The organism is Polaromonas sp. LjRoot131, assembly GCF_964252805.1.
GTDB lineage: Bacteria > Pseudomonadota > Gammaproteobacteria > Burkholderiales > Burkholderiaceae_C > Polaromonas.
In genome coordinates this window covers 1,202,441-1,222,893 of record NZ_CAXUPF020000001.1, presented here as the reverse complement: position 1 = coordinate 1,222,893, position 20,453 = coordinate 1,202,441, and the positions used below count along the sequence as shown (strand labels likewise).

At 64.1% G+C, this 20,453-nt stretch carries 18 protein-coding genes and 2 tRNA genes; 13 read left to right on the top strand and 7 right to left on the bottom strand.

Going from position 1 to position 20,453, the window contains the following annotated elements:
• Positions 1-114 precede the first annotated feature (114 nt).
• Positions 115-771, top strand: coding sequence for an adenylate kinase (gene adk / locus ACSQ27_RS05630; protein ID WP_436154476.1), 657 nt, complete (start codon positions 115-117; stop codon positions 769-771).
• A 44-nt stretch (positions 772-815) separates the two neighbouring features.
• Here adk and ACSQ27_RS05625 read toward each other — a convergent pair whose 3' ends face one another.
• On the bottom strand, positions 816-2,498 hold the full coding sequence (locus tag ACSQ27_RS05625) for a M14 family zinc carboxypeptidase (RefSeq protein ID WP_436154475.1): 1,683 nt from the start codon (positions 2,496-2,498) through the stop codon (positions 816-818).
• A gap of 70 nt (positions 2,499-2,568) precedes the next feature.
• Positions 2,569-3,516: an asparaginase gene (locus ACSQ27_RS05620; protein WP_436154474.1), complete on the bottom strand. Its 948-nt coding sequence runs from the start codon at positions 3,514-3,516 to the stop codon at positions 2,569-2,571.
• A 132-nt stretch (positions 3,517-3,648) separates the two neighbouring features.
• Here ACSQ27_RS05620 and lexA point away from each other — a divergent pair, with 132 nt between their 5' ends.
• From lexA to ACSQ27_RS05605, 3 genes are all read left to right on the top strand, one after another.
• The gene (gene lexA, locus ACSQ27_RS05615) at positions 3,649-4,353 is read left to right on the top strand and encodes a transcriptional repressor LexA (protein ID WP_436154473.1); all 705 of its coding nucleotides are present in this window, start codon (positions 3,649-3,651) and stop codon (positions 4,351-4,353) included.
• Positions 4,354-4,487: 134 nt separating this feature from the next.
• Positions 4,488-4,856, top strand: coding sequence for a hypothetical protein (locus ACSQ27_RS05610; RefSeq protein WP_436154472.1), 369 nt, complete (start codon positions 4,488-4,490; stop codon positions 4,854-4,856).
• A 187-nt stretch (positions 4,857-5,043) separates the two neighbouring features.
• Entirely contained in the window at positions 5,044-6,051 is a 1,008-nt protein-coding gene (locus ACSQ27_RS05605) for a D-2-hydroxyacid dehydrogenase family protein (RefSeq protein ID WP_436154471.1), read from the top strand.
• Between the two features lie 40 nt (positions 6,052-6,091).
• Here ACSQ27_RS05605 and ACSQ27_RS05600 read toward each other — a convergent pair whose 3' ends face one another.
• Positions 6,092-8,137, bottom strand: coding sequence for a type IV pilus assembly protein FimV (locus ACSQ27_RS05600; protein WP_436154470.1), 2,046 nt, complete (start codon positions 8,135-8,137; stop codon positions 6,092-6,094).
• 57 nt (positions 8,138-8,194) lie between these two features.
• On the opposite strand from ACSQ27_RS05600, the gene ACSQ27_RS05595 reads away from it, so the two are divergent.
• The 5 genes from ACSQ27_RS05595 (at position 8,195) to ACSQ27_RS05575 (ending at position 13,951) form a co-directional block, all read left to right on the top strand.
• Positions 8,195-9,712: a 3-hydroxyacyl-CoA dehydrogenase gene (locus tag ACSQ27_RS05595; RefSeq protein ID WP_436154469.1), complete on the top strand. Its 1,518-nt coding sequence runs from the start codon at positions 8,195-8,197 to the stop codon at positions 9,710-9,712.
• 153 nt (positions 9,713-9,865) lie between these two features.
• The gene (locus ACSQ27_RS05590; RefSeq protein WP_436154468.1) at positions 9,866-10,645 is read left to right on the top strand and encodes an oxepin-CoA hydrolase, alternative type; all 780 of its coding nucleotides are present in this window, start codon (positions 9,866-9,868) and stop codon (positions 10,643-10,645) included.
• A gap of 151 nt (positions 10,646-10,796) precedes the next feature.
• Positions 10,797-11,522 (top strand): Crp/Fnr family transcriptional regulator, encoded by a 726-nt coding sequence (locus ACSQ27_RS05585; protein ID WP_436154467.1) that lies wholly within the window; start codon positions 10,797-10,799, stop codon positions 11,520-11,522.
• A 19-nt stretch (positions 11,523-11,541) separates the two neighbouring features.
• Positions 11,542-12,639: a phosphotransferase gene (locus ACSQ27_RS05580; RefSeq protein WP_436154466.1), complete on the top strand. Its 1,098-nt coding sequence runs from the start codon at positions 11,542-11,544 to the stop codon at positions 12,637-12,639.
• A 52-nt stretch (positions 12,640-12,691) separates the two neighbouring features.
• The gene (locus ACSQ27_RS05575) at positions 12,692-13,951 is read left to right on the top strand and encodes an acyl-CoA dehydrogenase family protein (protein WP_436154465.1); all 1,260 of its coding nucleotides are present in this window, start codon (positions 12,692-12,694) and stop codon (positions 13,949-13,951) included.
• A 126-nt stretch (positions 13,952-14,077) separates the two neighbouring features.
• On the opposite strand, the gene ACSQ27_RS05570 is transcribed toward ACSQ27_RS05575, so the two are convergent.
• The gene (locus tag ACSQ27_RS05570) at positions 14,078-14,764 is read right to left on the bottom strand and encodes a hypothetical protein (protein ID WP_436154464.1); all 687 of its coding nucleotides are present in this window, start codon (positions 14,762-14,764) and stop codon (positions 14,078-14,080) included.
• Positions 14,765-14,820: 56 nt separating this feature from the next.
• Between ACSQ27_RS05570 and ACSQ27_RS05565 the strand changes: the two genes are divergently transcribed.
• From ACSQ27_RS05565 to ACSQ27_RS05555, 3 genes are all read left to right on the top strand, one after another.
• Positions 14,821-15,525, top strand: a complete 705-nt coding sequence (locus tag ACSQ27_RS05565; protein ID WP_436154463.1) for a glutathione binding-like protein — start codon at positions 14,821-14,823, stop codon at positions 15,523-15,525.
• Between the two features lie 131 nt (positions 15,526-15,656).
• Positions 15,657-15,733 (top strand) — tRNA-Arg (locus ACSQ27_RS05560).
• Positions 15,734-15,861: 128 nt separating this feature from the next.
• Positions 15,862-16,302, top strand: a complete 441-nt coding sequence (locus tag ACSQ27_RS05555) for a response regulator (RefSeq protein ID WP_436154462.1) — start codon at positions 15,862-15,864, stop codon at positions 16,300-16,302.
• Positions 16,303-16,364: 62 nt separating this feature from the next.
• Here ACSQ27_RS05555 and ACSQ27_RS05550 read toward each other — a convergent pair.
• Positions 16,365-16,441 (bottom strand) — tRNA-Pro (locus ACSQ27_RS05550).
• A 167-nt stretch (positions 16,442-16,608) separates the two neighbouring features.
• Here ACSQ27_RS05550 and ACSQ27_RS05545 point away from each other — a divergent pair.
• Positions 16,609-16,995, top strand: a complete 387-nt coding sequence (locus tag ACSQ27_RS05545; protein ID WP_436154461.1) for a DUF488 domain-containing protein — start codon at positions 16,609-16,611, stop codon at positions 16,993-16,995.
• 188 nt (positions 16,996-17,183) lie between these two features.
• On the opposite strand, the gene boxB is transcribed toward ACSQ27_RS05545, so the two are convergent.
• The gene (boxB, locus tag ACSQ27_RS05540) at positions 17,184-18,608 is read right to left on the bottom strand and encodes a benzoyl-CoA 2,3-epoxidase subunit BoxB (protein ID WP_436154460.1); all 1,425 of its coding nucleotides are present in this window, start codon (positions 18,606-18,608) and stop codon (positions 17,184-17,186) included.
• A gap of 125 nt (positions 18,609-18,733) precedes the next feature.
• Positions 18,734-20,449 carry a 2,3-epoxybenzoyl-CoA dihydrolase gene (gene boxC / locus ACSQ27_RS05535; protein ID WP_436154459.1) on the bottom strand — a complete coding sequence of 572 codons (1,716 nt, stop codon included), beginning with the start codon at positions 20,447-20,449 and terminating at the stop codon, positions 18,734-18,736.
• Positions 20,450-20,453 lie beyond the last annotated feature (4 nt).

The window sequence follows — 20,453 nt, the reverse complement described above, 5'->3', positions numbered from 1 at the left end:
GAAGGCCTGCAGGACGCGCTGGCAGCCCTTCACACCTGCCCCAAGCAAGCCCAGCGGGTACCGGCGCGCCGGCCCGGGGTTGGCTTCACGAATTCATAAAATCCGAGGACATCCATGAGACTGATATTGTTGGGCGCGCCTGGCGCGGGCAAGGGGACGCAAGCGACCTTCATCTGCCAGAAGTACGGCATCCCCCAGATTTCCACCGGCGACATGCTGCGCGCGGCCGTCAAGGCCGGCACACCCCTGGGAATTGAAGCCAAAAAAATCATGGATGCCGGCGCGCTGGTCAGCGACGACCTGATCATCAACCTCGTGAAGGAACGCATTGCCCAGCCCGATTGCGCCAAGGGCTTTCTGTTCGACGGTTTTCCGCGCACCATCCCCCAGGCCGACGCAATGAAGTCGGCCGGCGTCAAGCTCGACTACGTGCTGGAAATCGACGTGCCCTTTGAAGCCATCATCGAACGCATGAGCGGACGCCGCTCACACCCCGCTTCGGGCCGCACCTACCACGTCAAGTTCAACCCGCCCAAGGTCGAGGGCAAGGACGACGTGACCGGCGAGCCGCTGATCCAGCGTGATGACGACAAGGAAGAAACCGTGCGCAAGCGGCTGGAGGTCTACAGCGCCCAAACCCGCCCGCTGGTGGACTACTACTCAGGCTGGGCCAAGGTCGCGCCCGACGCCGCACCCAAGTACCGCGCCATCAGCGGCATGGGCACGGTAGACCAGATCACGGCGCGCGCCTTCGAGGCCCTGTCGGCTTAAACTGCCCACACGCTCATAAAAAAGCCGTCTTCCGACGGCTTTTTTCATGGGCGCTCAAAAATCGACAGCACCGGATAGCGGCGCCATTGCGGCTCGGCGTAGCGCGCGCAATTCTCGAAGATAAAACCCAGGACTTGTTGGGGGTCCGACAGCAGTTGGGGATTGGCCGCCTTCCACTGCTCAAAACGGGCGCGCAGCGCCGGCTCCTGCTCGAGCAGCTGCAGCGCCATATCTTCGAAGACGTAGTCCGAGAAATGCTCTTTCTTTTCGAGGATGCTGTTGAAAAATCCCCAGCGAAAGAAGCTGTCATGCGCTTGCGGCTCCAGGGTTTCGACGGCATACCGGGCCTTGTCCTGGTCCAGCGGCACCCACCAGTCGCCGGCCTGCAGTTCGACGGCCTCCACGCTGGTTTCCAGCGTGACTTCGTCATGGAACATGTGGCCTTCATAGGCACCAGCGCGGCTTTGCACGCTCTGGATGCGGCTGACCTTGGCCTGCACCGTGCGGGACTTGCCCAGGCGCTCCATCTTGACGCCGTTCCAGTCCAGGCGCTCGATGACAGCGCGCCACGCTTGCGGGACGACGTAGGCCAGAGGCGCGGGCACGGAAACTTCTGCCGAGAAGTGCGTGAAGTAGTCGATCTCGCGTTCCCAAGGCTGACTCCTGTCATAGGACAGGCGCTGGTAGTTTCCCAGCAGGCTGGGCGAGTGTAGCGCGGCATAACCCTTGAAGCGCAGGCGTGAGCGGCGGGTTTCATCGAGCTTCCAGCGGATGGGCCAATGCGTCCTGCCGCCCGCTTGCCGGGCCTGCCGCCGCAGCGCCTGAATCTCCGGCGCGTTCGCCACCGTGAAGGCCAGCGTCACGTCCAGCAGCGCGCGCATGGACTCATAGCGATCCTTGAAGGGCTTGAGCATATGGGTCTCGGGCATGAAGCCTATGGTGTGGTTCAGCGCCGCGTAGCCGGTGGAGAACCGCGGCACCTCCAGGAAATCGGCAATCCCCTGGTCCGGGCTCACGTGCACGGGGTTCACATAGGGGCAGGTCGGCCAGCCGCGTGCCTCCATGCCCTGGTAAATCACCGGCAGCATGCGCTCCCGCAGGAAAGCGCCCAGGCCGCCGCCCAGCTTGTCAGCCTGGGTGTGGATCAGCGTCATGGTGTAGCTGTAGTCCGCGCCGTTGGAAGTGTGGGTGTCGACCATCACGTCCGGGTCCCAGGCCGTGAAGAAGCGGTTGAACAGCTGCGCGTTGAGGCTGTCGCACTTGATGAAGTCGCGGTTCAGGTCCAGGTGCAGGCTGTTGCCGCGAAAGCCGAAAGACTCCGGCCCGTCCTGGTTGACACGGCTGGCATCACCGCGGTTGCAGCTGCCGTCGACGTTGTAGACCGGGATGAACAGGTAGACCGTGCTGCCCAGCGCGGCCAGGCGCTCCGGCTCCAGGCACAGGTCGCGCACCAGCGCCATGCAGGCGTCTATGCCTTCGGGCTCGCCGGGGTGGATGCCGTTGTTGTTGAAAAAGACGGCGCGCCCCGCTCGCCGGATCTGCTCGCGGTCAAACACGCCGTCGGCGCTCACGATCCCCGCGTGCAGGGGCACGCCGGCGTCGGAAACGCCAATCTGCGAGAACTGCAGGATGCCGGGACAACGCAGCGCCAGCGCTTCGTAAAACCGGATGCAGGCATCCCAGGTCGTGGTCTGGTTCTGGTTGCCGAGTTCGTACGGGGTTTGCATGGAAGGTCCGCGAAGGTCAAAAAAAGGAATGGGTTGAAACCCGGCGCGCCTGCGATGCCGGGCTCGGGAATCAGGCCAGCAGTTGCAGGATCAGCTGGACCCTGGCCTTGACCGGGCTCAGGCCGTCTGAATCCGGAATTGCGTCAGCCGGGGTCGGCAGCACCCGCCCGGCGGTGCAGCGGCTGGCGCGAACCACCTTGATGCCCGCGGCTTGCGCCTTGAGCAAGGCAGCCTCCAGTTCGTGGTGCAGGCTGCCGTTGCCGGTACCGGCCACCACCAAGCCCTGCACGCCCTGTGCCTGCAGGGCTTGCACGATGGCGCCGCCGGCGCCGGCATGGTTCATGAGGACTTCGACACGGGGCACGGCGGTGCTGGCCAGGCTGGCGATGGTTCCAGCGGCGGCCTGCACGCGGCCCGCCTGGGCTTGCGGCCAGCTGCGCAGCTGCCTCAGCCGCCCCTCCTCCACATAGCCGATGGGTCCGGCATCGCCCGAAGTGAAAGGGTCAAGCCGGTAGGTATGTGCCTTCTGGACGTCCGCCGCACCGTGGACCACGCCGGCGCACACCGCCACCACGCCCTGTGCTCCCGCATGGCGCGCCACCGCCACCGCATCCAGCAGGTTTTGCGGCCCATCAGGAGCCAGCGCCGTAGCCGGGCGCATCGCGCAGGTCAGCACCACGGGTTTGGCCGGCGCCAACAGCGCTTGCAGGAAAAAAGCGGTTTCTTCCAGCGTATCGGTGCCATGGGTGATGACGATGCCCTGGACGTCGGGCTGCGCGAGGTAATGACTGACGCGCGCGGCGAGCTTGGCCCACACCGCAAAACTCATGTCCTTGCTGTCGACCTGTGCCACCTGCTCCGTCAGCACCGTGCCGGCCTGCGCAAGGGTGGGGATCGCGGCCAGAAGCTCTTCGACGCCCACCTGAGCGGCGGTGTAGCCGATGTTGTCCGAAACGTTAGCGGCCCGCCCGGCAATCGTGCCGCCGGTGCCCAGAATCACAATATTTTGAGGATGCATGGAAAGTGATCTTGCAATCTTTTAAAAACTGGATGAAAATACAGGTACTGGATATTAAAACAGGTCGACGGCAGGCAAACAGTTTGCAGCCCTCAGTTCTGCCTTTATCTGAAGAACCATAGGAGTCCCGCCATGAGCATCCTCGCCGATTTCCCGCATTTTCCCTCCGAAGGTCCCAAGCTCACGGCGCGTCAGCAACAAATCCTGGAACTCATCCAGAGCGCCATCGCCCGTACCGGCGCACCGCCCACCCGTGCCGAAATCGCGAACGAACTGGGTTTCAAGTCCGCCAACGCCGCCGAAGAACATCTGCAGGCGCTGGCCCGCAAAGGCGTCATTGAGCTCGTCAGCGGCACTTCTCGCGGCATACGCCTGCGCGGCGACACCCTGCGTTCCATCAACGAATCGCGTACCAAACAGTTTTCCCTGCCGTTGCAAAGCCTGGCCCAGCTCGCCCTACCTTTGGTAGGGCGGGTTGCTGCTGGCAGCCCGATTCTCGCGCAGGAACATATCGAGCAAACCTATTATTTTGAAAGCAGCCTGTTTCAGCGCCAGCCCGATTACCTGCTCAAGGTTCGCGGCATGAGCATGCGCGACGTGGGCATCATGGACGGCGACCTGCTGGCCGTCAAACAGGCCAAGGAAGCCAAGAACGGCCAGATCGTCGTAGCCCGCCTGGGCGATGAAGTCACCGTCAAACGCTTTCGCCGCAACAAGAACCTGATCGAGCTTTTGCCCGAAAACCCCGACTTCAACATCATTGTGGTCGAGCCCGGTGAGCCGTTTGAACTCGAAGGCCTGGCCGTCGGTTTGATACGCAACACCATGCTGATGTAAGCCTTCCGATCCGGCCATGCACCAGGTGGCGGGCGTTTGGCTGTTATAGCCAACACCCTGGTGCGGCGGCCCTGCCGGCCTGTTGCCGGTCCGAAATCCTGCCTGTGTAAACCTCTCTCATACAGGAGTTCATCATGGGAATCGTCAGTTTTTCACATTCACCCCTTCTGTCCCTCCTGCTGGCTCCCGTGCACGCGCTGGCAGCGTGGTTTGTGCCAGCCCAAACCAGGTCCGACCGGTTTTCCGCGCCCGCACGCGCCCAGCGTGCAACCGGCCAGTTGGTCCTGCCTTTTTCCTCGGGTGCCGCTGCTGCACCGCGCGAATCCACCCAAGCCTGCAAGGCACGGCCCCAGGCCCCCACTCCCAGCCGCCTTCGCATCGTGCGCGAATTCGATGCCAATGTCAGCCCGGCTTGCGCCGGCCGCATGGTCATCTCCGGCCGTATGGCCGACGTCTGCGCGGAGCTTGAACGCATGGCCCAGCGCGAGGCCGCCTTGCAATAAAAAAGGCCCTGCCCGCCTTCGGCGGCTCTGAGGGGGGCGATTTCCCGGCTGCACGAAGGTCCATGAACCCGCACGGTGCGCAGCGGCAAGACTGAAATGCCGCGGCAAGTTTCCTTGCGATACAAAATGCGCGCATTCGGGTAGCCCTTCCCGCAAGGAAGAAAAATCTTGCAGGCACAATATCGGCATGAATATTGTGATCCTCGACGACTACCAGGATGCAGTGCGAAAACTGAACTGCGCTGCCAAATTGGAGGCCTACCCCGCCAAGGTCTACACCAACACCGTCAAAGGCATAGGCCAGCTGTCCGTCCGGCTCAAGGATGCCGACGTGATCGTCCTCATCCGCGAACGGACCCAGCTCAACCGGCAGGTCATTGAAAAACTTCCCAAGCTCAAACTGATCGTGCAGACCGGCCGTGTCGGAAGCCATGTCGACGTCGCCGCCTGCACCGAGCGCGGTATCGCGGTCGCCGAAGGCACCGGCTCGCCCACGGCACCGGCCGAGCTGGCCTGGGCACTGGTCATGGCCGCCATGCGCCGCATTCCCCACTACGTGGCCCACCTCAAGCACGGCGCCTGGCAGCAGGCCGGCCTCAAGTCGGCCTCCATGCCGCCGAATTTCGGCATAGGTTCCGTCCTCAAAGGCAAGACCCTGGGCATCTGGAGCTACGGAAAGATCGGGCAAATCGTCGCTGGCTACGGCCGGGCCTTCGGCATGCGGGTCATCATCTGGGGCCGCGACGCCTCGCGCGAACGGGCCCAGGCCGATGGCTATGAGATCGCCGGCAGCAAGGCCGAGTTTTTCGAGCAAAGCGACGTGCTGAGCCTGCATCTGCGCCTGAACGACGAAACCCGCGGCATCGTCACGCTCGAAGACCTGTCGCGCATGAAAACCACGTCCTTGCTGGTCAACACCTCGCGCGCCGAACTGATAGAACCCGAGGCCCTGATTGCCTCGCTCAACCGCGGCCGTCCCGGCCTAGCAGCGATCGACGTGTTTGAATCCGAGCCCATCCTGCAGGGCCATGCGCTGCTTCGCCTGGAAAACTGCATCTGCACGCCGCACATCGGCTATGTGGAGCAAGACAGCTATGAGCTCTACTTCGGCGCGGCCTTCGACAACGTGGTCAATTTCATCAAGGGTACGCCCACCAATATCGTGAACCCCGGCGCCCTGCAAGTGCGGCGCTAGGTGGTGCCTTTCCCCCAAAGCGGGCCAAAAAGCGCCGTGCTCAGGCGTTCCGGGTTGATGCGGCGAGTGGGGTGTCGAGATCGAACTCGATGAGGTTGCCGAAGTCTTCGGCTTCGACCCCCGCGTCCATCACCACGATGGGAGGCAGCGGTTCAAGCGCGCCGCCCACGTCCTGGCTCAAGTCGATGTCCAGCCCCAGCCTCGATGAAACCGGTGGCCGCGTCAGGTCGGGCGTCGATGCGATCTCCGTAACAAGGGCAGCCGCCACTGCGCTGGGAAGCGCGGCGGCAAGCTGCGCAGGCGGTCCCTGAAACCGGGCTGACAAAGGCAGGATATTGGTCGGGCCGAAGCCGGTCGTTTGCGGCAAGGCTGCCGGCACATCCAGGGCGGAAGCCAGCGCAGGCTCGCTGCCCTCTTCTTCCGCCTCCCCAGACCGGGACATAAGCTTCTTAGCGATGGAGTGAAGCAGCAGCAGTTCGCGGTAAGCCGCAAGGCTGAAAACCTCGCTGCGCGAATCGGGCTTGCGGAAGATGGACTCCTCCAGGACGTTCAGTACCTTGGGCGTGGACCACAGCGACTCAATGCGCGTGAGGGCCGTCACATAGAACTCCAGGCCGTGCGTGTCTATCGCATAGTCGTCGAAGGCGGGAACCTGGGCATTGAACATGCGGTGGAAATCCTTGCGCAGCGCGTCGTAGTCGTCCCTGCGGCCCAGGCTGTGGTAGAGGTCGAACAGGTCCAGGTAGACCAGTGCGCTCGTCTCCACGTTGTCCATGATGTGCAGGCGCAGGACATCCACCGCCTTGTCGGGATGGCCCAGCGAGAGGAAAAAGTCCGCCTGCTGCTGGACGTCAAAAAGCTCTTCGGCATTGACGAGACGGGGCATGCCGCTCAAGCCGCCCAGGCTGGGCAGGAATTCCGGGCGATCAGCTTCCACCGGCCTGGCCGCGGGCAGCTTGCGTGTGCTTTCGAAATGAAGCGCGTCCAGGTCGAGGTCCACCGCGGGCTTGGGTACGCGCTCCTCGTGCGCCGGCACAGTGCCGGCATGCCCGGAGGCCGGCCCGGCATCGGCCGCAAACCCACTCTGTTCGCCATTCTTGTCCCACCAGGGGCCATGGCTGAAGCGCAACGCGTGCTGCCGGTTACGCCGCCATAGAAGGCCGGCCGCCAGCAGCACGAACAGCAGGACAGCGCCCAGGGCATACACCAGCCAGTTGCTGTAACGCTCCTGGCGCGCCTGCTCCAGCTGGCCGCGCAGCTCCGTCACGGCCTGTTCGGTTTTGCGGCTTTGCGCCAGCATGGCGGCCACGTCGGACTCCAGGGACTTGAGGCGCTGGCCGTCGCGGAGCATGTCTTGCGGCTGGGCGTTCAAGGCCTGCCACAAGGCGGCCGCGGTGGTCCGTTGCTGGGCATCGATGGAGGGCGGCGTCAGCAGTTCCGGCGATGAACGAAGCACCGGGTCGCGTTCGATGGTGAGGTCAATGGGAGCCAGTTGCAGCCGTGCCCGCGATTGACGCACCGGCGCCGGAGGTTTGCCTGCCGCGCGGACCGGCGGTGTAGCCAGCGAGGAGGCCATCCCGGCGCGGGTTTCAGGCTTCGCCCTCGATGTCCCGACGCGGGATGGCGCTGCCGGGCGAAGCTGTACCGAGCTTGCCGCCGCCGCCGCTTGCGCAAGGGCCGAAGACACCGGGGCCGTGTTGTCGCCCAGCATCTCGGCCAGCAGGACGTACTTGCGCGAATTCTTTTGCTGGCAGCCTTCGCGTGCAAAGATCGTCACGACCGGCTCATCCAGCGCCGACGTCGTGCGGATGCGGACAAGAATTTCACCCGCACCGGCACCCGGCGAGATCGCAGTGCGTACCCTGTCAGGGGACACCTGGCTGTCGCCGAAAAACACATCGGCAGATACGCAGGCGGAAGAAGGATTTTCGGCGCTGTCCAGTTGCGCGGACAGGGTGACGTCCAGCGGGTGCCCCACCATGGCCGCGCCGCGCATGCGTCCCAGGGACGCCGCCAGTGTGTTGGCGGCCAGCCCCATCAGCAAAGCGCTAAACAGGTATTTCAGGAACTTCTCGGTGGCTTTCATGGGGTGCGCAAATTTTGACATGCACCTTTGCCGAATACGCTCAGCCATAATTCGGCCATGAAAGTAAATTTTGCAAATGTGGGAATAGTTGGCACAGGCGCCATGGGTCGGGGCATCGCGCAGATCGCGGCGCAGGCCGGCAGCACCGTCAAGCTGATGGATGCGCAAGCGGGCGCCGCCGAAAAGGCGCGCGAAGCGATTTGTGCCCAATGGGACAAGCTGGTCGAAAAAGGCCGACTCGAGGCCGCCGTGGCCAAGGGCCACAAGGACCGGCTGCTGCTCGCCGGCACCCTGGCCGACCTGGCGGGCTGCGACCTCGTCATCGAAGCCATCGTGGAACGCCTGGACGTCAAGCGCGCGCTGTTCGCCGAACTCGAAGCCCTGGTGCCCGCCAGCGCCGTGCTGGCCAGCAATACCTCATCGCTTTCGGTGACGGCCATCGCAGCCGCGCTCAAACACCCCGAGCGCCTGGCCGGCTTTCATTTCTTCAACCCGGTTCCGCTGATGAAAGTGGTCGAAGTGATCGCGGGCCTGAAGACCAGCCCTGCGGTTTGCGAGGGCCTGAGCCAGTATGCCCGGCAGATGGGCCACACACCCGTGCAGGCGCAGGACACACCCGGCTTCATCGTCAACCACGCCGGCCGGGGCTTCGGCACCGAAGCGCTGCGCATCGTCAGCGAAGGCATTGCCGATTTCGCCACCATAGACCGTATCCTGCGCGACCAGGCCGGCTTCAAGCTGGGCCCTTTCGAACTGATGGACCTCACCGCGCTCGACGTCTCCCATCCCGTGATGGAGTCGATTTACCACCAGTACTATGAAGAAGCCCGCTACCGCCCCAGCGTGATCACGGCGCAGCGCCTGGCCGGCGGCATGCTGGGCCGCAAGACCGGCGAAGGCTTTTACCGCTATGCGGACGGCGTCATGCAGGTGCCGCCCGAGCCCCCCGTTCCCGAGGTCGCCGAACTTCCGCCGGTGTGGGTCTCGCCGCGTGCTTCCCGGCGCTCGGAACTGCTGCAGCTGCTCAAGAACCTGGGCGCCAAAATCGAGACCGGCGCCTCCGCCTCGCCGCAGGCCCTGATGCTGGTCGCGCCTCTGGGCTTTGACATCACCACGGTGGCCGTGGTGGAGCGCCTGGACCCGGCCCGCACCATCGGCATCGACATGCTGATCGACGACGCGGCCACCAAGCGGCGCGTGCTGGCCACCAACCCGGCCACGCGCAGCGATATGCGCGACGCGGCCCACGCCCTCTTCGCCCGTGACGGCAAGGCCGTCAGCGTGATCCGCGACAGTGGCGGCTTCGTCACCCAGCGCGTGGTGGCCGCCATCGTCAACATTGCCAGCGACATCTGCCAGCAGGGCATTTGCAGCCCGAAAGACCTGGAGACCGCCGTGACGCTCGGCCTCGGCTATCCCATGGGCCCGTTGGCCATGGGTGATCGCTACGGCCCCACCAATGTGCTGGAAGTGCTGTTCAACATGCAGACCGTCTACGGCGACCAGCGCTACCGCCCTTCCCCCTGGCTGCGGCGCCGCGGCGCCATCGGACTTAGCCTATTACACGAAGAGTGAAGCAAGCCACAAAGGCCGCAATTTTGCGGCGTCCCCACCAGCAGGCGCCGCGGAACTGGCTTTGCCAGGCCGCAGGCGCCGCTCCCTCGAGGGGGGAAGGTGCTACACGAAGTGAGCATCCGACAGGGGTGTCACCATTTTTGAAAGATTGACATGGCAGGCGCAATCAAAGGCACGAGCGAGGGCCAGACCCTTATCCTGACGATCAGCAACCCGGAATTCAGGAATGCCCTGGGTCCGGACATTTACGCGGCCGGCATTGAGGCCTTGAACGCCGCCGAGAACAATCCCGACATCCGCAGCGTGGTCATCACCGGCGAGGGGGCTATCTTCTGCGCGGGCGGCAACCTGCAGCGGCTGCAGGCCAACCGCCGTGAAGCACCCGAGGTGCAGGCCCAGAGCATCGAAGGCCTGCACAACTGGATAGACTCGATACGCACCTACCCCAAGCCGGTGATCGCCGCCGTGGAAGGCCCGGCCGCCGGCGCCGGTTTTTCGCTGGTGCTGGCCTGCGATTTTGTGGTGGCGGCCGACAACGCGGTGTTTGTGATGTCCTACAGCACAGTCGCGCTGTCACCTGATGGCGGCGGCAGCTGGGCCCTGGCGCGCGCGCTGCCCCGTGCACTGGCTAGTGAACTGTTAATGACCGGCGAGCGCATAGGCCCACGCCGCCTGCATGATCTCGGACTGGTCAACCGTGTCACGGCCCCGGGCGAGGCCCTGGCCCAGGCCCTGCAACTGGCCGACAACCTCAATGCGCGCGCACCGAATGCGCTGGCCAGCATCAAGGAACTGATCAACGACGCAGCCGGCAACACGCTGAACCAGCAGCTGGCCCGCGAGCAGGACCACTTCGTGCGCAACCTGCACGACGCCAACGCCGGTGAAGGCATAGACGCCTTCCTGAACAAGCGCACGCCGCACTACCGCTAGCCGGTCCCTGCGCAGGCGGGCCCGCCGCGGCCCGCTCGCCGCCAAATCCCCGGCCCCTGCGGCCGGGCGACACCCATGCGACAGCCCGCTGGCGCCGGGCGGGTCCCTCAAGCGACAATGGACCTCTTGTTAGTCACTCAAAAGACAGACCATGGACGATCCCATTCTTACGATAGAGGAACGAGAGGCCATTAACAACGGCCGCTGGTTTTCATCCCTGTCCCCATCCCTGAGGCACGACATACTTCGATGCGCCTACGTCAAACGCTACAAAGACGGCGAACTCATCAGCGCCCGCGGCGATGCGCCGGAAGAATGGATATCCTGCGCGCGCGGCGCCATCCGGGTGAGCTCGACCTCGATTTCGGGCAAGCAGGTCACCCTGACCTATGTGGAGCCCGGCATCTGGGTCGGCGACGTGGCGATCTTCGACGGGGAACGGCGCACCCACGACTCCTATGCCCATGGCGAGACCACGCTGCTGTGCGTCTCGCGCGCCGACCTGCGCAAGATCCTGACCCAGCACGTCGAACTCTACGAAGCCCTGCTGCGCCTGCATGCGCGGCGCATACGGCAGCTCTTCGGCCTGGTGGAAGACCTCAACACCCTGCCCCTGCGCGCGCGCCTGGCCAAGCAGCTGCTGCACCTGGTACGCAGCTACGGCGTGCCCAGCCTGGCGGACAGCGGCGAAGTGCGCATCGGCCTGCAACTGGCGCAGGAGGAACTGGCCCAGCTGCTGGGCGCCTCGCGCCAACGCGTGAACCAGGAACTCAAGTCCATGGAGCGCGAGGAAGCCATACGCATAGAACCGGGCGGCCTGGTGGTGCGCAACCGGCAAGCCCTGATGCGCATTTCCGAAGCCGAAATCGACAAATAAACACACGGGGACACGCCCTTTGAGCACGAGCAATTTCGACCATTTTGTCGGCACGCGGGCCGTGTCCGGCGCGCACGCCTTTGACCTCGACGCGCTCACCGCCTACCTGGGCAGCCACCTGCCCGGCTTCAAGGGCCCGCTGACGGCGGAAATCTTCAAGGGCGGCCAGTCCAACCCGACCTACAAACTCATCACGCCGGGTGCCTCTTACGTGATGCGCGCCAAGCCCGGGCCTGTGGCCAAACTGCTGCCCTCGGCCCATGCGGTGGAGCGCGAATTCAAGGTCATGCAAGGCCTGCAGGGCACCGACGTGCCGGTGCCGAAGATGTATTGCCTCTGCGAGGACGAGTCGGTGATAGGCCGCGCCTTCTACGTGATGGAGTTCGTCGAGGGCCGCGTGCTCTGGGACCAGTCCCTGCCCGGCATGAGCCAGGCCCAGCGCGGCGAGATCTACGACGAGATGAACCGCGTGGTCTCCGCCTTGCACAAGGTGAAGTTCGCCGAGCGCGGCCTGGCCGACTACGGCAAGCCCGGCAACTATTTTGAGCGCCAGATAGGCCGCTGGAGCAAGCAGTACGCGGCCTCCATCACCCAGCCCATCGCCGAGATGGACAGCCTGATGCAATGGCTGCCGGCCAACATCCCGGCAGGCGCCCGCGACGACAGCATGGTCTCCATCGTGCACGGCGACTTCCGGCTCGACAACCTGCTGTTCCACGCGACCGAGCCGCGCGTGCTGGCCGTGCTCGACTGGGAGCTGTCCACGCTGGGCCATCCGCTGGCCGACTTCAGCTACCACTGCATGGCCTGGCACATCCCGCCCGGGGCCTTCCGCGGCATAGGCGGGCTGGACGTCGAAAGCCTGGGCATCCCCACCGAATCCGAGTACATACGCCGCTATTGCGAGCGCACCGGCCTTGCCACGCCTGAAGCGCTCAAGGCCGACTGGAACTTCTACATGGCCTACAACCTGTTTCGCATCGCGGCCATCCTGCAGGGCATCGCCAAGCGGGTCGAGGCCGGAACCGCCTCCAGCGCCCAGGCCGTCAGCTCGGCCGCCGGCGCGCCGCTGCTGGCCAGGATGGCCTGGGGCTTTGCCCTCAAGAGCCAAGGCTGAAGCCCGCCCGCATTCCTCTTACAACATCGCCCACACCCCTTCTGGAGATTTCATGGACTTCAACTACACCCCCAAAGTACAGGAACTGCGGGCGCGCCTGCTCAAGTTCATGGACGAGAACGTCTACCCCAATGAGGCCCGTTTCTTCCGCGAGATCGCCGAAAACCGCGCCAAGGGCAATGCCTGGGTCCCCACCAAACTGGTCGAGGAGCTCAAGCCCAAGGCCCGCGCCGCCGGCCTGTGGAACCTGTTTTTGCCGCACTCTCCGCGCGCGCCTGAAGGCCTGTCCAACCTCGAGTACGCGCCGCTGTGCGAAATCATGGGCCGCGTGCCCTTCGCGGCCGAGGTCTTCAACTGCTCGGCGCCGGACACCGGCAATATGGAAACCATCGCCCGCTACGGCTCCGAAGCCAACAAGGACCAGTGGCTGGACCCGCTGCTCAAGGGCGAGATCCGCTCGGCCTTCCTGATGACGGAGCCCGAGGTCGCCTCGTCCGACGCGACCAACATCCAGTGCCGCATCGAGCGCGACGGCGACGATTACGTGCTCAACGGCCTCAAGTGGTGGTCGTCGGGCGCGGGCGACCCGCGCTGCGCGGTCTACATCGTCATGGGCAAGACCAATCCCGATGCCGGCCGCCACGAGCAGCAATCGATGATCCTGGTGCCCGCCAACACGCCCGGCATCACCGTGATCCGCCCGCTGTCGGTGTTCGGCTACGACGACGCGCCCCACGGCCACATGGAAGTGCGCCTGACCAATGTGCGCGTGCCGGCCGCCAACCTGCTGCTGGGCGAAGGCCGCGGTTTTGAGATCGCCCAGGGCCGCCTCGGCCCCGGCCGCATCCACCACTGCATGCGCAGCATAGGCATTGCCGAACGCGCGCTGGAGCTGATGTGCAAACGCCTGAACAGCCGTGTCGCCTTCGGCAAGCCGATCGCCAGCCAGTCGGTCTGGCACGAGCGCATCGCCGAGGCCCGCTGCATGATTGAGCAGGCCCGCCTGCTGACGCTCAAGGCCGCCTACATGATGGACACCGTGGGCAACAAGGTCGCCAAGGCCGAGATCGCGATGATCAAGGTGGTGGCGCCCAACATGGCCTGCCAGATCATCGACTGGGCCATCCAGGCCCATGGCGGCGGTGGCGTATCGGACGACTTCCCGCTGGCGTATGCCTACGCCAGCCAGCGCACCCTGCGTCTGGCCGACGGCCCGGACGAGGTGCACCGCGCCTCGCTGGCCAAGCTGGAACTGGCCAAGCACCTCTTGATGCCCGGCGAAGTGGAAATGCCGATCACACGCGGCGGCTGAGAGTCGCTCACAAAGCCCTCCTGGCGTTGTTGTGTCGCCTTGCCGTGCCAGTGCACTGTCTGCGGCGACACGCCTGGCCAGGACCGCTTCGCTGGGCTTTGTGAGCGACTCCCGGTCGCCCGTTGCTCAGAGCGTGAGGTCGTTGGAAAGGCCGGCAATCGCCGACTCGCAGGCCGTGGTGAAAATCAGCGCCGCATGCTCCAGGGTGGGCATGTCGGCCGGCGTGTACTGCATACGCAGATAGGTTTTGCCGCGCAGCACCATCAGGATAAAAGGCACTTGCGCGTCGGGTGAAGGTTCGGGCCAGGACATCAGCAGTTCGACCAGTTGCGAGTCCAGCCAGGCCAGCGCGTTGGAGCGATGGTCGGCCATCACCGCATAACGTTGCCAGAAGGGCTTGGGCAGGCTTTCCCAACCGACTTCGGGGTACATGGCCAGCCAGCGCACTTCTTCGGGCATGCTGTGGTCGGCGGTGGTCTGCAGGGTGTCTGTGTAGGCCTGATAGGCGCGCTTTTCAAGCCCCTCCTTCAAGGCCCGGTTCATGACCAGGATCGTGACGTCGTCGTTGACCTTGATCTCGCCCCGGGCACGCAGTTCCTCGCCGCGGATGTAGTCGCGCGAGGCGCTGCCGCGTTCCAGCTTCCAGGGCTTGCCGCCCACATTGCCCTTGAGCGCAAACCCCTTGCCCTGCCCCATGCCGGTGAAGGAAAAGCCGCGGGTGCCGGCCCATTCGGACACGGCCTCATCGGACGTGGCGGCATCGCCGGCATCCGCCTTACCCCCGACAAAGACTTTCTTCAGCCGCTCGAACATGGTTTTCGCTTTTCTCTTAAAGTGCAGCAAACATCATAGTAGTCAAGGAAGTCCCAATGATCAATGTTTACTCATGGCCCACGCCCAATGGCCACAAAGTCCACATCATGCTGGAAGAATGCGGCCTGCGGTTGGGCCGCGACTGGCAGGCCTTCCCGGTCAATATCGGCACCGGCGACCAGTTCAAGCCTGAATTCCTGGCCATCAGCCCGAACAACAAGATCCCGGCGCTGGTCGACCCGGTCGGCCCCGACGGCAAGCCGATCTCCGTGTTCGAATCCGGTGCAATCCTGCTCTACCTGGCCGCCAAAACCGGCAAGCTGCTGCCGAAAACCGACCGCCTGAAGTTCCAGGTGCTGCAGTGGCTGATGTTCCAGATGGGCGGCGTGGGCCCCATGATCGGGCAGACCCACCATTTCCGCCAGTACGCGCCCGAAAAGATAGCCTACGCCATCAACCGCTACACCAATGAGACGAAGCGGCTTTACGGCGTGATGGACAAGCAGCTGGCCGGCAGCCGGTTCATCGCCTGCGACGAATACAGCATTGCCGACATCGCCATCTTCCCCTGGCTGCGTAACTGGGAAAACCACGGCATAGACTGGGCCGACTATCCGCACCTCAAAAAATGGTTCGACCTGATCAGCGAACGCCCTGCCGTGCAGCGCGGCGTCAAGGTGCTGGCCGAGCTGCGCAGGCCCATCACCGACGACAAGGCGCGGGAAGTGCTGTTCGGCAAGACGCAGTACGAAAAGCACTGAAAAAGCACTGAAAAGCGCTGGGTGGAGGCCGGCTGGCCAGGGCCCTCAGCCCTCGATTGAAGGTATGATTCGCGACGAGCTGGAAACGGCGGCCGCCTCTGCGTGGCCGTGCTCCGGCTCTCACACACAAACTGCCCGTAGCTCAGTTGGATAGAGCATCAGCCTTCTAAGCTGAGGGTCGGGGGTTCGATCCCCTCCGGGCAGGCCAGGCATGGCGCCAAGCTGCGCCCTCCGATACCAGCGAACTTCACTTACACCTGCGGTCAAGGCCGCAGGTATATATTCGGGGTTACGGTCGCGAGCCAAAGGCCGTCAAAACCAAGGAGGCGAGCAAACATGCCCAGACCAACCATGCTGCTGGTAGAGGATAACCCCGCTCACGTCGAGTTGACCTTGCTGACGCTGCAGGAAAACGGCGCCGACCATGAAGTCATCGTTGCCCGCAACGGCACGGAAGCCCTGGAATACCTCTTCTGCGAGGGCGCTTACAGCAACCGGCCCAACGACCATCCGCCGGAACTGGTCATGCTGGACCTGAATTTGCCCGGGCTCAGCGGCGCGGAAGTCATGCAGCGCATGCGCGGAGACCCCCGTACCTTCTTCGTGCCCGTCGTCATCCTGACCTCCGAGCCCAAATACTCCCCGATCGTGAAGGAAATCCAGGGCGGCCTCAACAGCTATGTGCGCAAGCCGCTGCATTTCCGGGATTTTCAGGAAAAACTGGAGCAGGTGCGCGAATACTGGCGCACGTCCAACTTCGGGCCGCTCAAGTCTTGAGGGCTTCGCCGCCATGCGGACATGAAAAAGCCCACTGACGTGGGCTTTTTGCTGGGAAATGATGGTCGGAGTACAAGGATTCGAACCTTGGACCCCCTGGTCCCAAACCAGGTGCGCTACCAGACTGCGCCACACTCCGACTAGTCAAATATTATAGCCCGAACCGGAGCCCTTTTCGGGGCAGCGCCCAATTTTCTCTGCCCCCGTGTGGGCAAACAGAACCCTTGTCGCGGCAGGTCCGGCCCCTGCCTTGATCCGGTGGCTTGGCCTGAAGCCTGCCAAAATCCCGCCAATAAGGAGACCGCCATGGCCATCAGAATCATCAGGCTGGGCACAGCCCGCAGCGCCGACGAGGGTTTGCGCATAGGCACGGTACGCAGGCCGCCGCGCGGCGTGCCCAAGGCAGAGTTCGCCTCGCAGGATTGGTACGACGTCTGGTACCCCAACCTCGCGCCCAGCGTGGAAACCATGAAGCGGGGCCAGAGTGTGGAATCCGACAAGGACTGGGCCGCCTTCAGCAAAAAATACCGCTCGGAAATGAACGAGCCCGATGCCAGCCGAAACCTCGACCTGCTGGCGGCGCTGTCGCACCAGGCGAACTTCGCGATGGGCTGCTACTGCGAAAACGAGGCGCGCTGCCATCGCTCGCTGTTGCGGGACCTTCTTAAGGCGCGCGGCGCAAATATCGGTTAGCCCCACGGTTGCTCACTGCGTGTAGCGCCCGAGGCCTTGCAGGCCGCGGCTCGCGAGACGCTTCGCCTCTGTCGCCTGTCCAAAGCTGTTCAAGCAGCTTTGGAGCCGCAGGCTCCACCCCTCCGGGCCGCTGCGCCTGCGGTCTGGCAAAGCCAGTCCCGCGGCCCGACTTGGCTTAAATCGCGCCTTTAGAGTTTTACGTATTCGTACTCAAGCGGATTGGCATTGATCCCGCGATCCGGCGGCGCGATCCAGGCGGCCATCTTGCCGGGTTCGGTGACGCGGTTCATCAGGCTCTTCACAAACGCCGTGTCGGCCGGCGTGGGCAGCCACTGGTCTTTCTTCGCCTCGAAGTCGGCGGCGCTGATCGGGTTGCCCAGCGGGTCGGTGAAGTTGCCGGCCCAGGCTCCGACTTCGCGGCGAAAGCGCGTCGACGGCAAAGTCAGTTCAAAGTCCACGCCCGCGCGCTTGATGCCCATGTTCCAGCGCGTCACGCCGACGTTGCAGTCCTTGACGTATTCGAGGCGCGTGATTTCATTCATGCCGTTGCGCGTCGAAATCGTCTCATTCTTGAGGCCGCCCTGCCCGTTCGGCACCACGATGCTCATCTCGGTCTCCAGCTCCACGTGGTCGGCGAACTTGGCTTCATCCGGCCGTCCCTTGATGCCGTTGCTGAAGTAGTTGGCGGCGTTCGACGACGCTTCCGAACCGAACAGGTCCAGCGACGAGGTGAACCAGAAGTTCATGAATTTCTGGATGGTGGGCAGGTCGATCACACCCGCCTTGCGCAGTGTGGCGACGTCGTCGGTGTCCAGTTCCTTCATGACTTCCAGCGTGCGCTTGATGACGCGGCCCACGCCGGTCTCGCCCACGAACATGTGGTGGGCTTCTTCGGTCAGCATGAAACGCGTGGTGCGGGCCAGCGGGTCAAAAGCAGATTCCGCGAAGGACTTGAGCTGGAACTTGCCGTCACGGTCGGTGAAATAGGTGAACATGAAGAAGGACAACCAGTTGTCCATGGGCTCGTTGAAGGTGCCCAGGATGCGCGGCTTGTCGGCATCGCCGCTATGGCGCATCAAAAGTTCTTCGGCTTCCTCGCGGCCGTCACGGCCGAAGTGTGCGTGCAGCAAATACACCATGGCCCAGAGGTGCCGGCCCTCCTCCACGTTGACCTGGAACAGGTTGCGCAGGTCATACAGCGAAGGCGCGGTGTGGCCCAGCAGGCGCTGCTGCTCGACCGAGGCCGGCTCGGTGTCGCCCTGGGTCACGATGAGGCGGCGGAAAGTGGAGCGGTATTCGCCGGGCACGTCCTGCCAGACCTCTTCGCCCATGTGGTCGCCAAAGCCGATCTTGCGGCCCTCTTCCTTGTCGGCCAGGAAGATGCCCCAGCGGTAGTCGGGCATGGGCGTGTAGCCGTAGCTGGCCCAGCCCGAGGCATCGACACCGACGGCGGTGCGCAAATAGACTTCCTTGGCCTTGAAGTCGCTGGGTCCCATCTCGTCCCACCAGTTCAGGAAGGCCGGTTGCCAGTGCTCCAGCGCGCGCTGGAGCTGGCGGTTTTCGCCCAGGTGGACGTTGTTGGGGATGAGGGCTTGGAGGTCTATAGAGCTCATGATGTTCTTTCAACTATGTTGCGAGGCGGTAGCGGCGATCTCAGTACCAGTGCCAGCGCGGAACCGGCTTCGCCGGGCCGCAGGTGGCGCCCCCTGGGGGGAGGCGCCGCAGGCGCTTCGGGGGGTTACACCCTCTTCCAGTCGAATTTCGCTTTCTTGCCGGTTCCGAAGAGCTTGAGCGCCCCATCCTCACCCACCGCATTCGGGCGAATGAAAATCCAGTTCTGCCAGGCAGACAGGCGGCCGAACACGCGCGTCTCCATGGTTTCCTTGCCGGGGAAGCGCAGCGAGGCTTCCATGCCGGTCATGGCGTCGGGCGAGAGCGAGGCGCGCTCTTCCAGCATGATGCGGATCTCGTCTTCCCAGTCGATGTCGTCGGGCGTCAGGGTCACCAGGCCCAGGGCCAGCGCCTGGTCGGCGCGCAGCGGGCTGTCGCCGAGTTTTTGCAGCTGGGAGATCGTGGTCTCGTCTTCGCAAAAGCGCGTCTGCAGGCGCGTCAGGCCGTTAACGGCCGGGAACCAGCCGAAGTTGGCGGGGCTCAGTTGCAGCGCGGGCGCGCTGTCGGGCGCATCGGGCAAATCGAGCATGTAGATGCGGTCGCAGGCCAGGGCCAGTTCGTAGAAGGTCCCGGCAAAGCAAGAGCCCGCATCGACCAACGCAATCAGCGAGCGGCTGGTGACGTCCAGCCGCGCCAGCGTGCGGCGCAGCGCGCCCGTGGTTTCCTTCACCAGCCAATGGCCCTTCAGCTTGGCCAGCACCTCGTCCATGCGTATCACCTGGCCGGCATCGCCCGTGGTCTTGATGACCCAGGTGCCGACTTCGAGTTCATTGGTGCGCAGATTCAGGATGGCGTCGTCAAGCTCACGCTGCAACTTGAGCGGATACCAGTTGGCGCCGGCCGCTTCAATCGCCTCGGGCGTGGATTCAATCGCGCTTGCGGGTGCCTTCACCGTGACGGTGGCGATGCGCTTTTCGCGGTCGACCTGCGCGTCAACCACGCTGTAGTGGTAGCCGGCGTCGTCGATCAGCGCCTTGAGCGGCGTCAGTTCAATACCTTTGGCACCGGCACCTCGTGTCGACTGCGCGCGCAGCGCTTCGATTTCGGTGTTCAGCAAGTCGCCGAACTGCTGCGGCTTGGCATGGGCGTCGATCAACTTCCAGTCCTTGGCGCGGTCGGCGCGCACGCCTTCGGAGGTCGTGCAGAAGATGTCGGCCAGGTCACGGCGCACCTTGCGCTTGTCGGTCACGCGGGTCAGGCCGCCGGTGCCCGGCAGCACGCCCAGCAAGGGCACTTCCGGCAGGCTGACGGTGGAGGAGCGGTCGTCGACCATGATGATGCGGTCGCAGGCCAGGGCCAGTTCGTAGCCGCCACCGGCGCAGGCGCCGGTCACCGAGGCGATTGCCTTCAGGCCGTCATGGCGGGAAGAGTCTTCCAGGCCGTTGCGGGTTTCGTTGGTGAATTTGCAGAAGTTGACCTTCCAGCCGTGCGTCGACAACCCCAGCATGTAGATGTTGGCGCCCGAGCACCAGATCTTTTCCTTGCCCGACTCGAACACCACCACCTTGACGGCCGGGTGCTCGAAGCGCACGCGGTTGATGGCGTCGTGCAGTTCGATGTCCACGCCCAGGTCGTAGCTGTTGAGCTTGAGCTTGTAGCCCGGCTTGATGCCGCCGTCTTCATTGATGTCGAGCTTCAGGCGCGCAACATCAGCGTCAGCGCCCGTACCAACGCTCAGCGTCCAGTGCTGGTATTTGCTGGGGTGGGTGGAGAAACTCACGAGCTCGCGCTCCTGGCCCTCTATGACCTGTTTGAATAAAAGCGGCTCTGTCATGGCGTTCATGGGT

Bases quoted from the DNA above. Each gene is read 5' to 3' on its own strand.
- adk (WP_436154476.1), top strand. From the start codon at position 115: ATGAGACTGATATTGTTGGGCGCGCCTGGCGCGGGCAAGGGGACGCAA.
- ACSQ27_RS05625 (WP_436154475.1), bottom strand. From the start codon at position 2,498: ATGCAAACCCCGTACGAACTCGGCAACCAGAACCAGACCACGACCTGG.
- ACSQ27_RS05620 (WP_436154474.1), bottom strand. From the start codon at position 3,516: ATGCATCCTCAAAATATTGTGATTCTGGGCACCGGCGGCACGATTGCC.
- lexA (WP_436154473.1), top strand. From the start codon at position 3,649: ATGAGCATCCTCGCCGATTTCCCGCATTTTCCCTCCGAAGGTCCCAAG.
- ACSQ27_RS05610 (WP_436154472.1), top strand. From the start codon at position 4,488: ATGGGAATCGTCAGTTTTTCACATTCACCCCTTCTGTCCCTCCTGCTG.
- ACSQ27_RS05605 (WP_436154471.1), top strand. From the start codon at position 5,044: ATGAATATTGTGATCCTCGACGACTACCAGGATGCAGTGCGAAAACTG.
- ACSQ27_RS05600 (WP_436154470.1), bottom strand. From the start codon at position 8,137: ATGAAAGCCACCGAGAAGTTCCTGAAATACCTGTTTAGCGCTTTGCTG.
- ACSQ27_RS05595 (WP_436154469.1), top strand. From the start codon at position 8,195: ATGAAAGTAAATTTTGCAAATGTGGGAATAGTTGGCACAGGCGCCATG.
- ACSQ27_RS05590 (WP_436154468.1), top strand. From the start codon at position 9,866: ATGGCAGGCGCAATCAAAGGCACGAGCGAGGGCCAGACCCTTATCCTG.
- ACSQ27_RS05585 (WP_436154467.1), top strand. From the start codon at position 10,797: ATGGACGATCCCATTCTTACGATAGAGGAACGAGAGGCCATTAACAAC.
- ACSQ27_RS05575 (WP_436154465.1), top strand. From the start codon at position 12,692: ATGGACTTCAACTACACCCCCAAAGTACAGGAACTGCGGGCGCGCCTG.
- ACSQ27_RS05570 (WP_436154464.1), bottom strand. From the start codon at position 14,764: ATGTTCGAGCGGCTGAAGAAAGTCTTTGTCGGGGGTAAGGCGGATGCC.
- ACSQ27_RS05565 (WP_436154463.1), top strand. From the start codon at position 14,821: ATGATCAATGTTTACTCATGGCCCACGCCCAATGGCCACAAAGTCCAC.
- ACSQ27_RS05555 (WP_436154462.1), top strand. From the start codon at position 15,862: ATGCCCAGACCAACCATGCTGCTGGTAGAGGATAACCCCGCTCACGTC.
- ACSQ27_RS05545 (WP_436154461.1), top strand. From the start codon at position 16,609: ATGGCCATCAGAATCATCAGGCTGGGCACAGCCCGCAGCGCCGACGAG.
- boxB (WP_436154460.1), bottom strand. From the start codon at position 18,608: ATGAGCTCTATAGACCTCCAAGCCCTCATCCCCAACAACGTCCACCTG.
- boxC (WP_436154459.1), bottom strand. From the start codon at position 20,449: ATGAACGCCATGACAGAGCCGCTTTTATTCAAACAGGTCATAGAGGGC.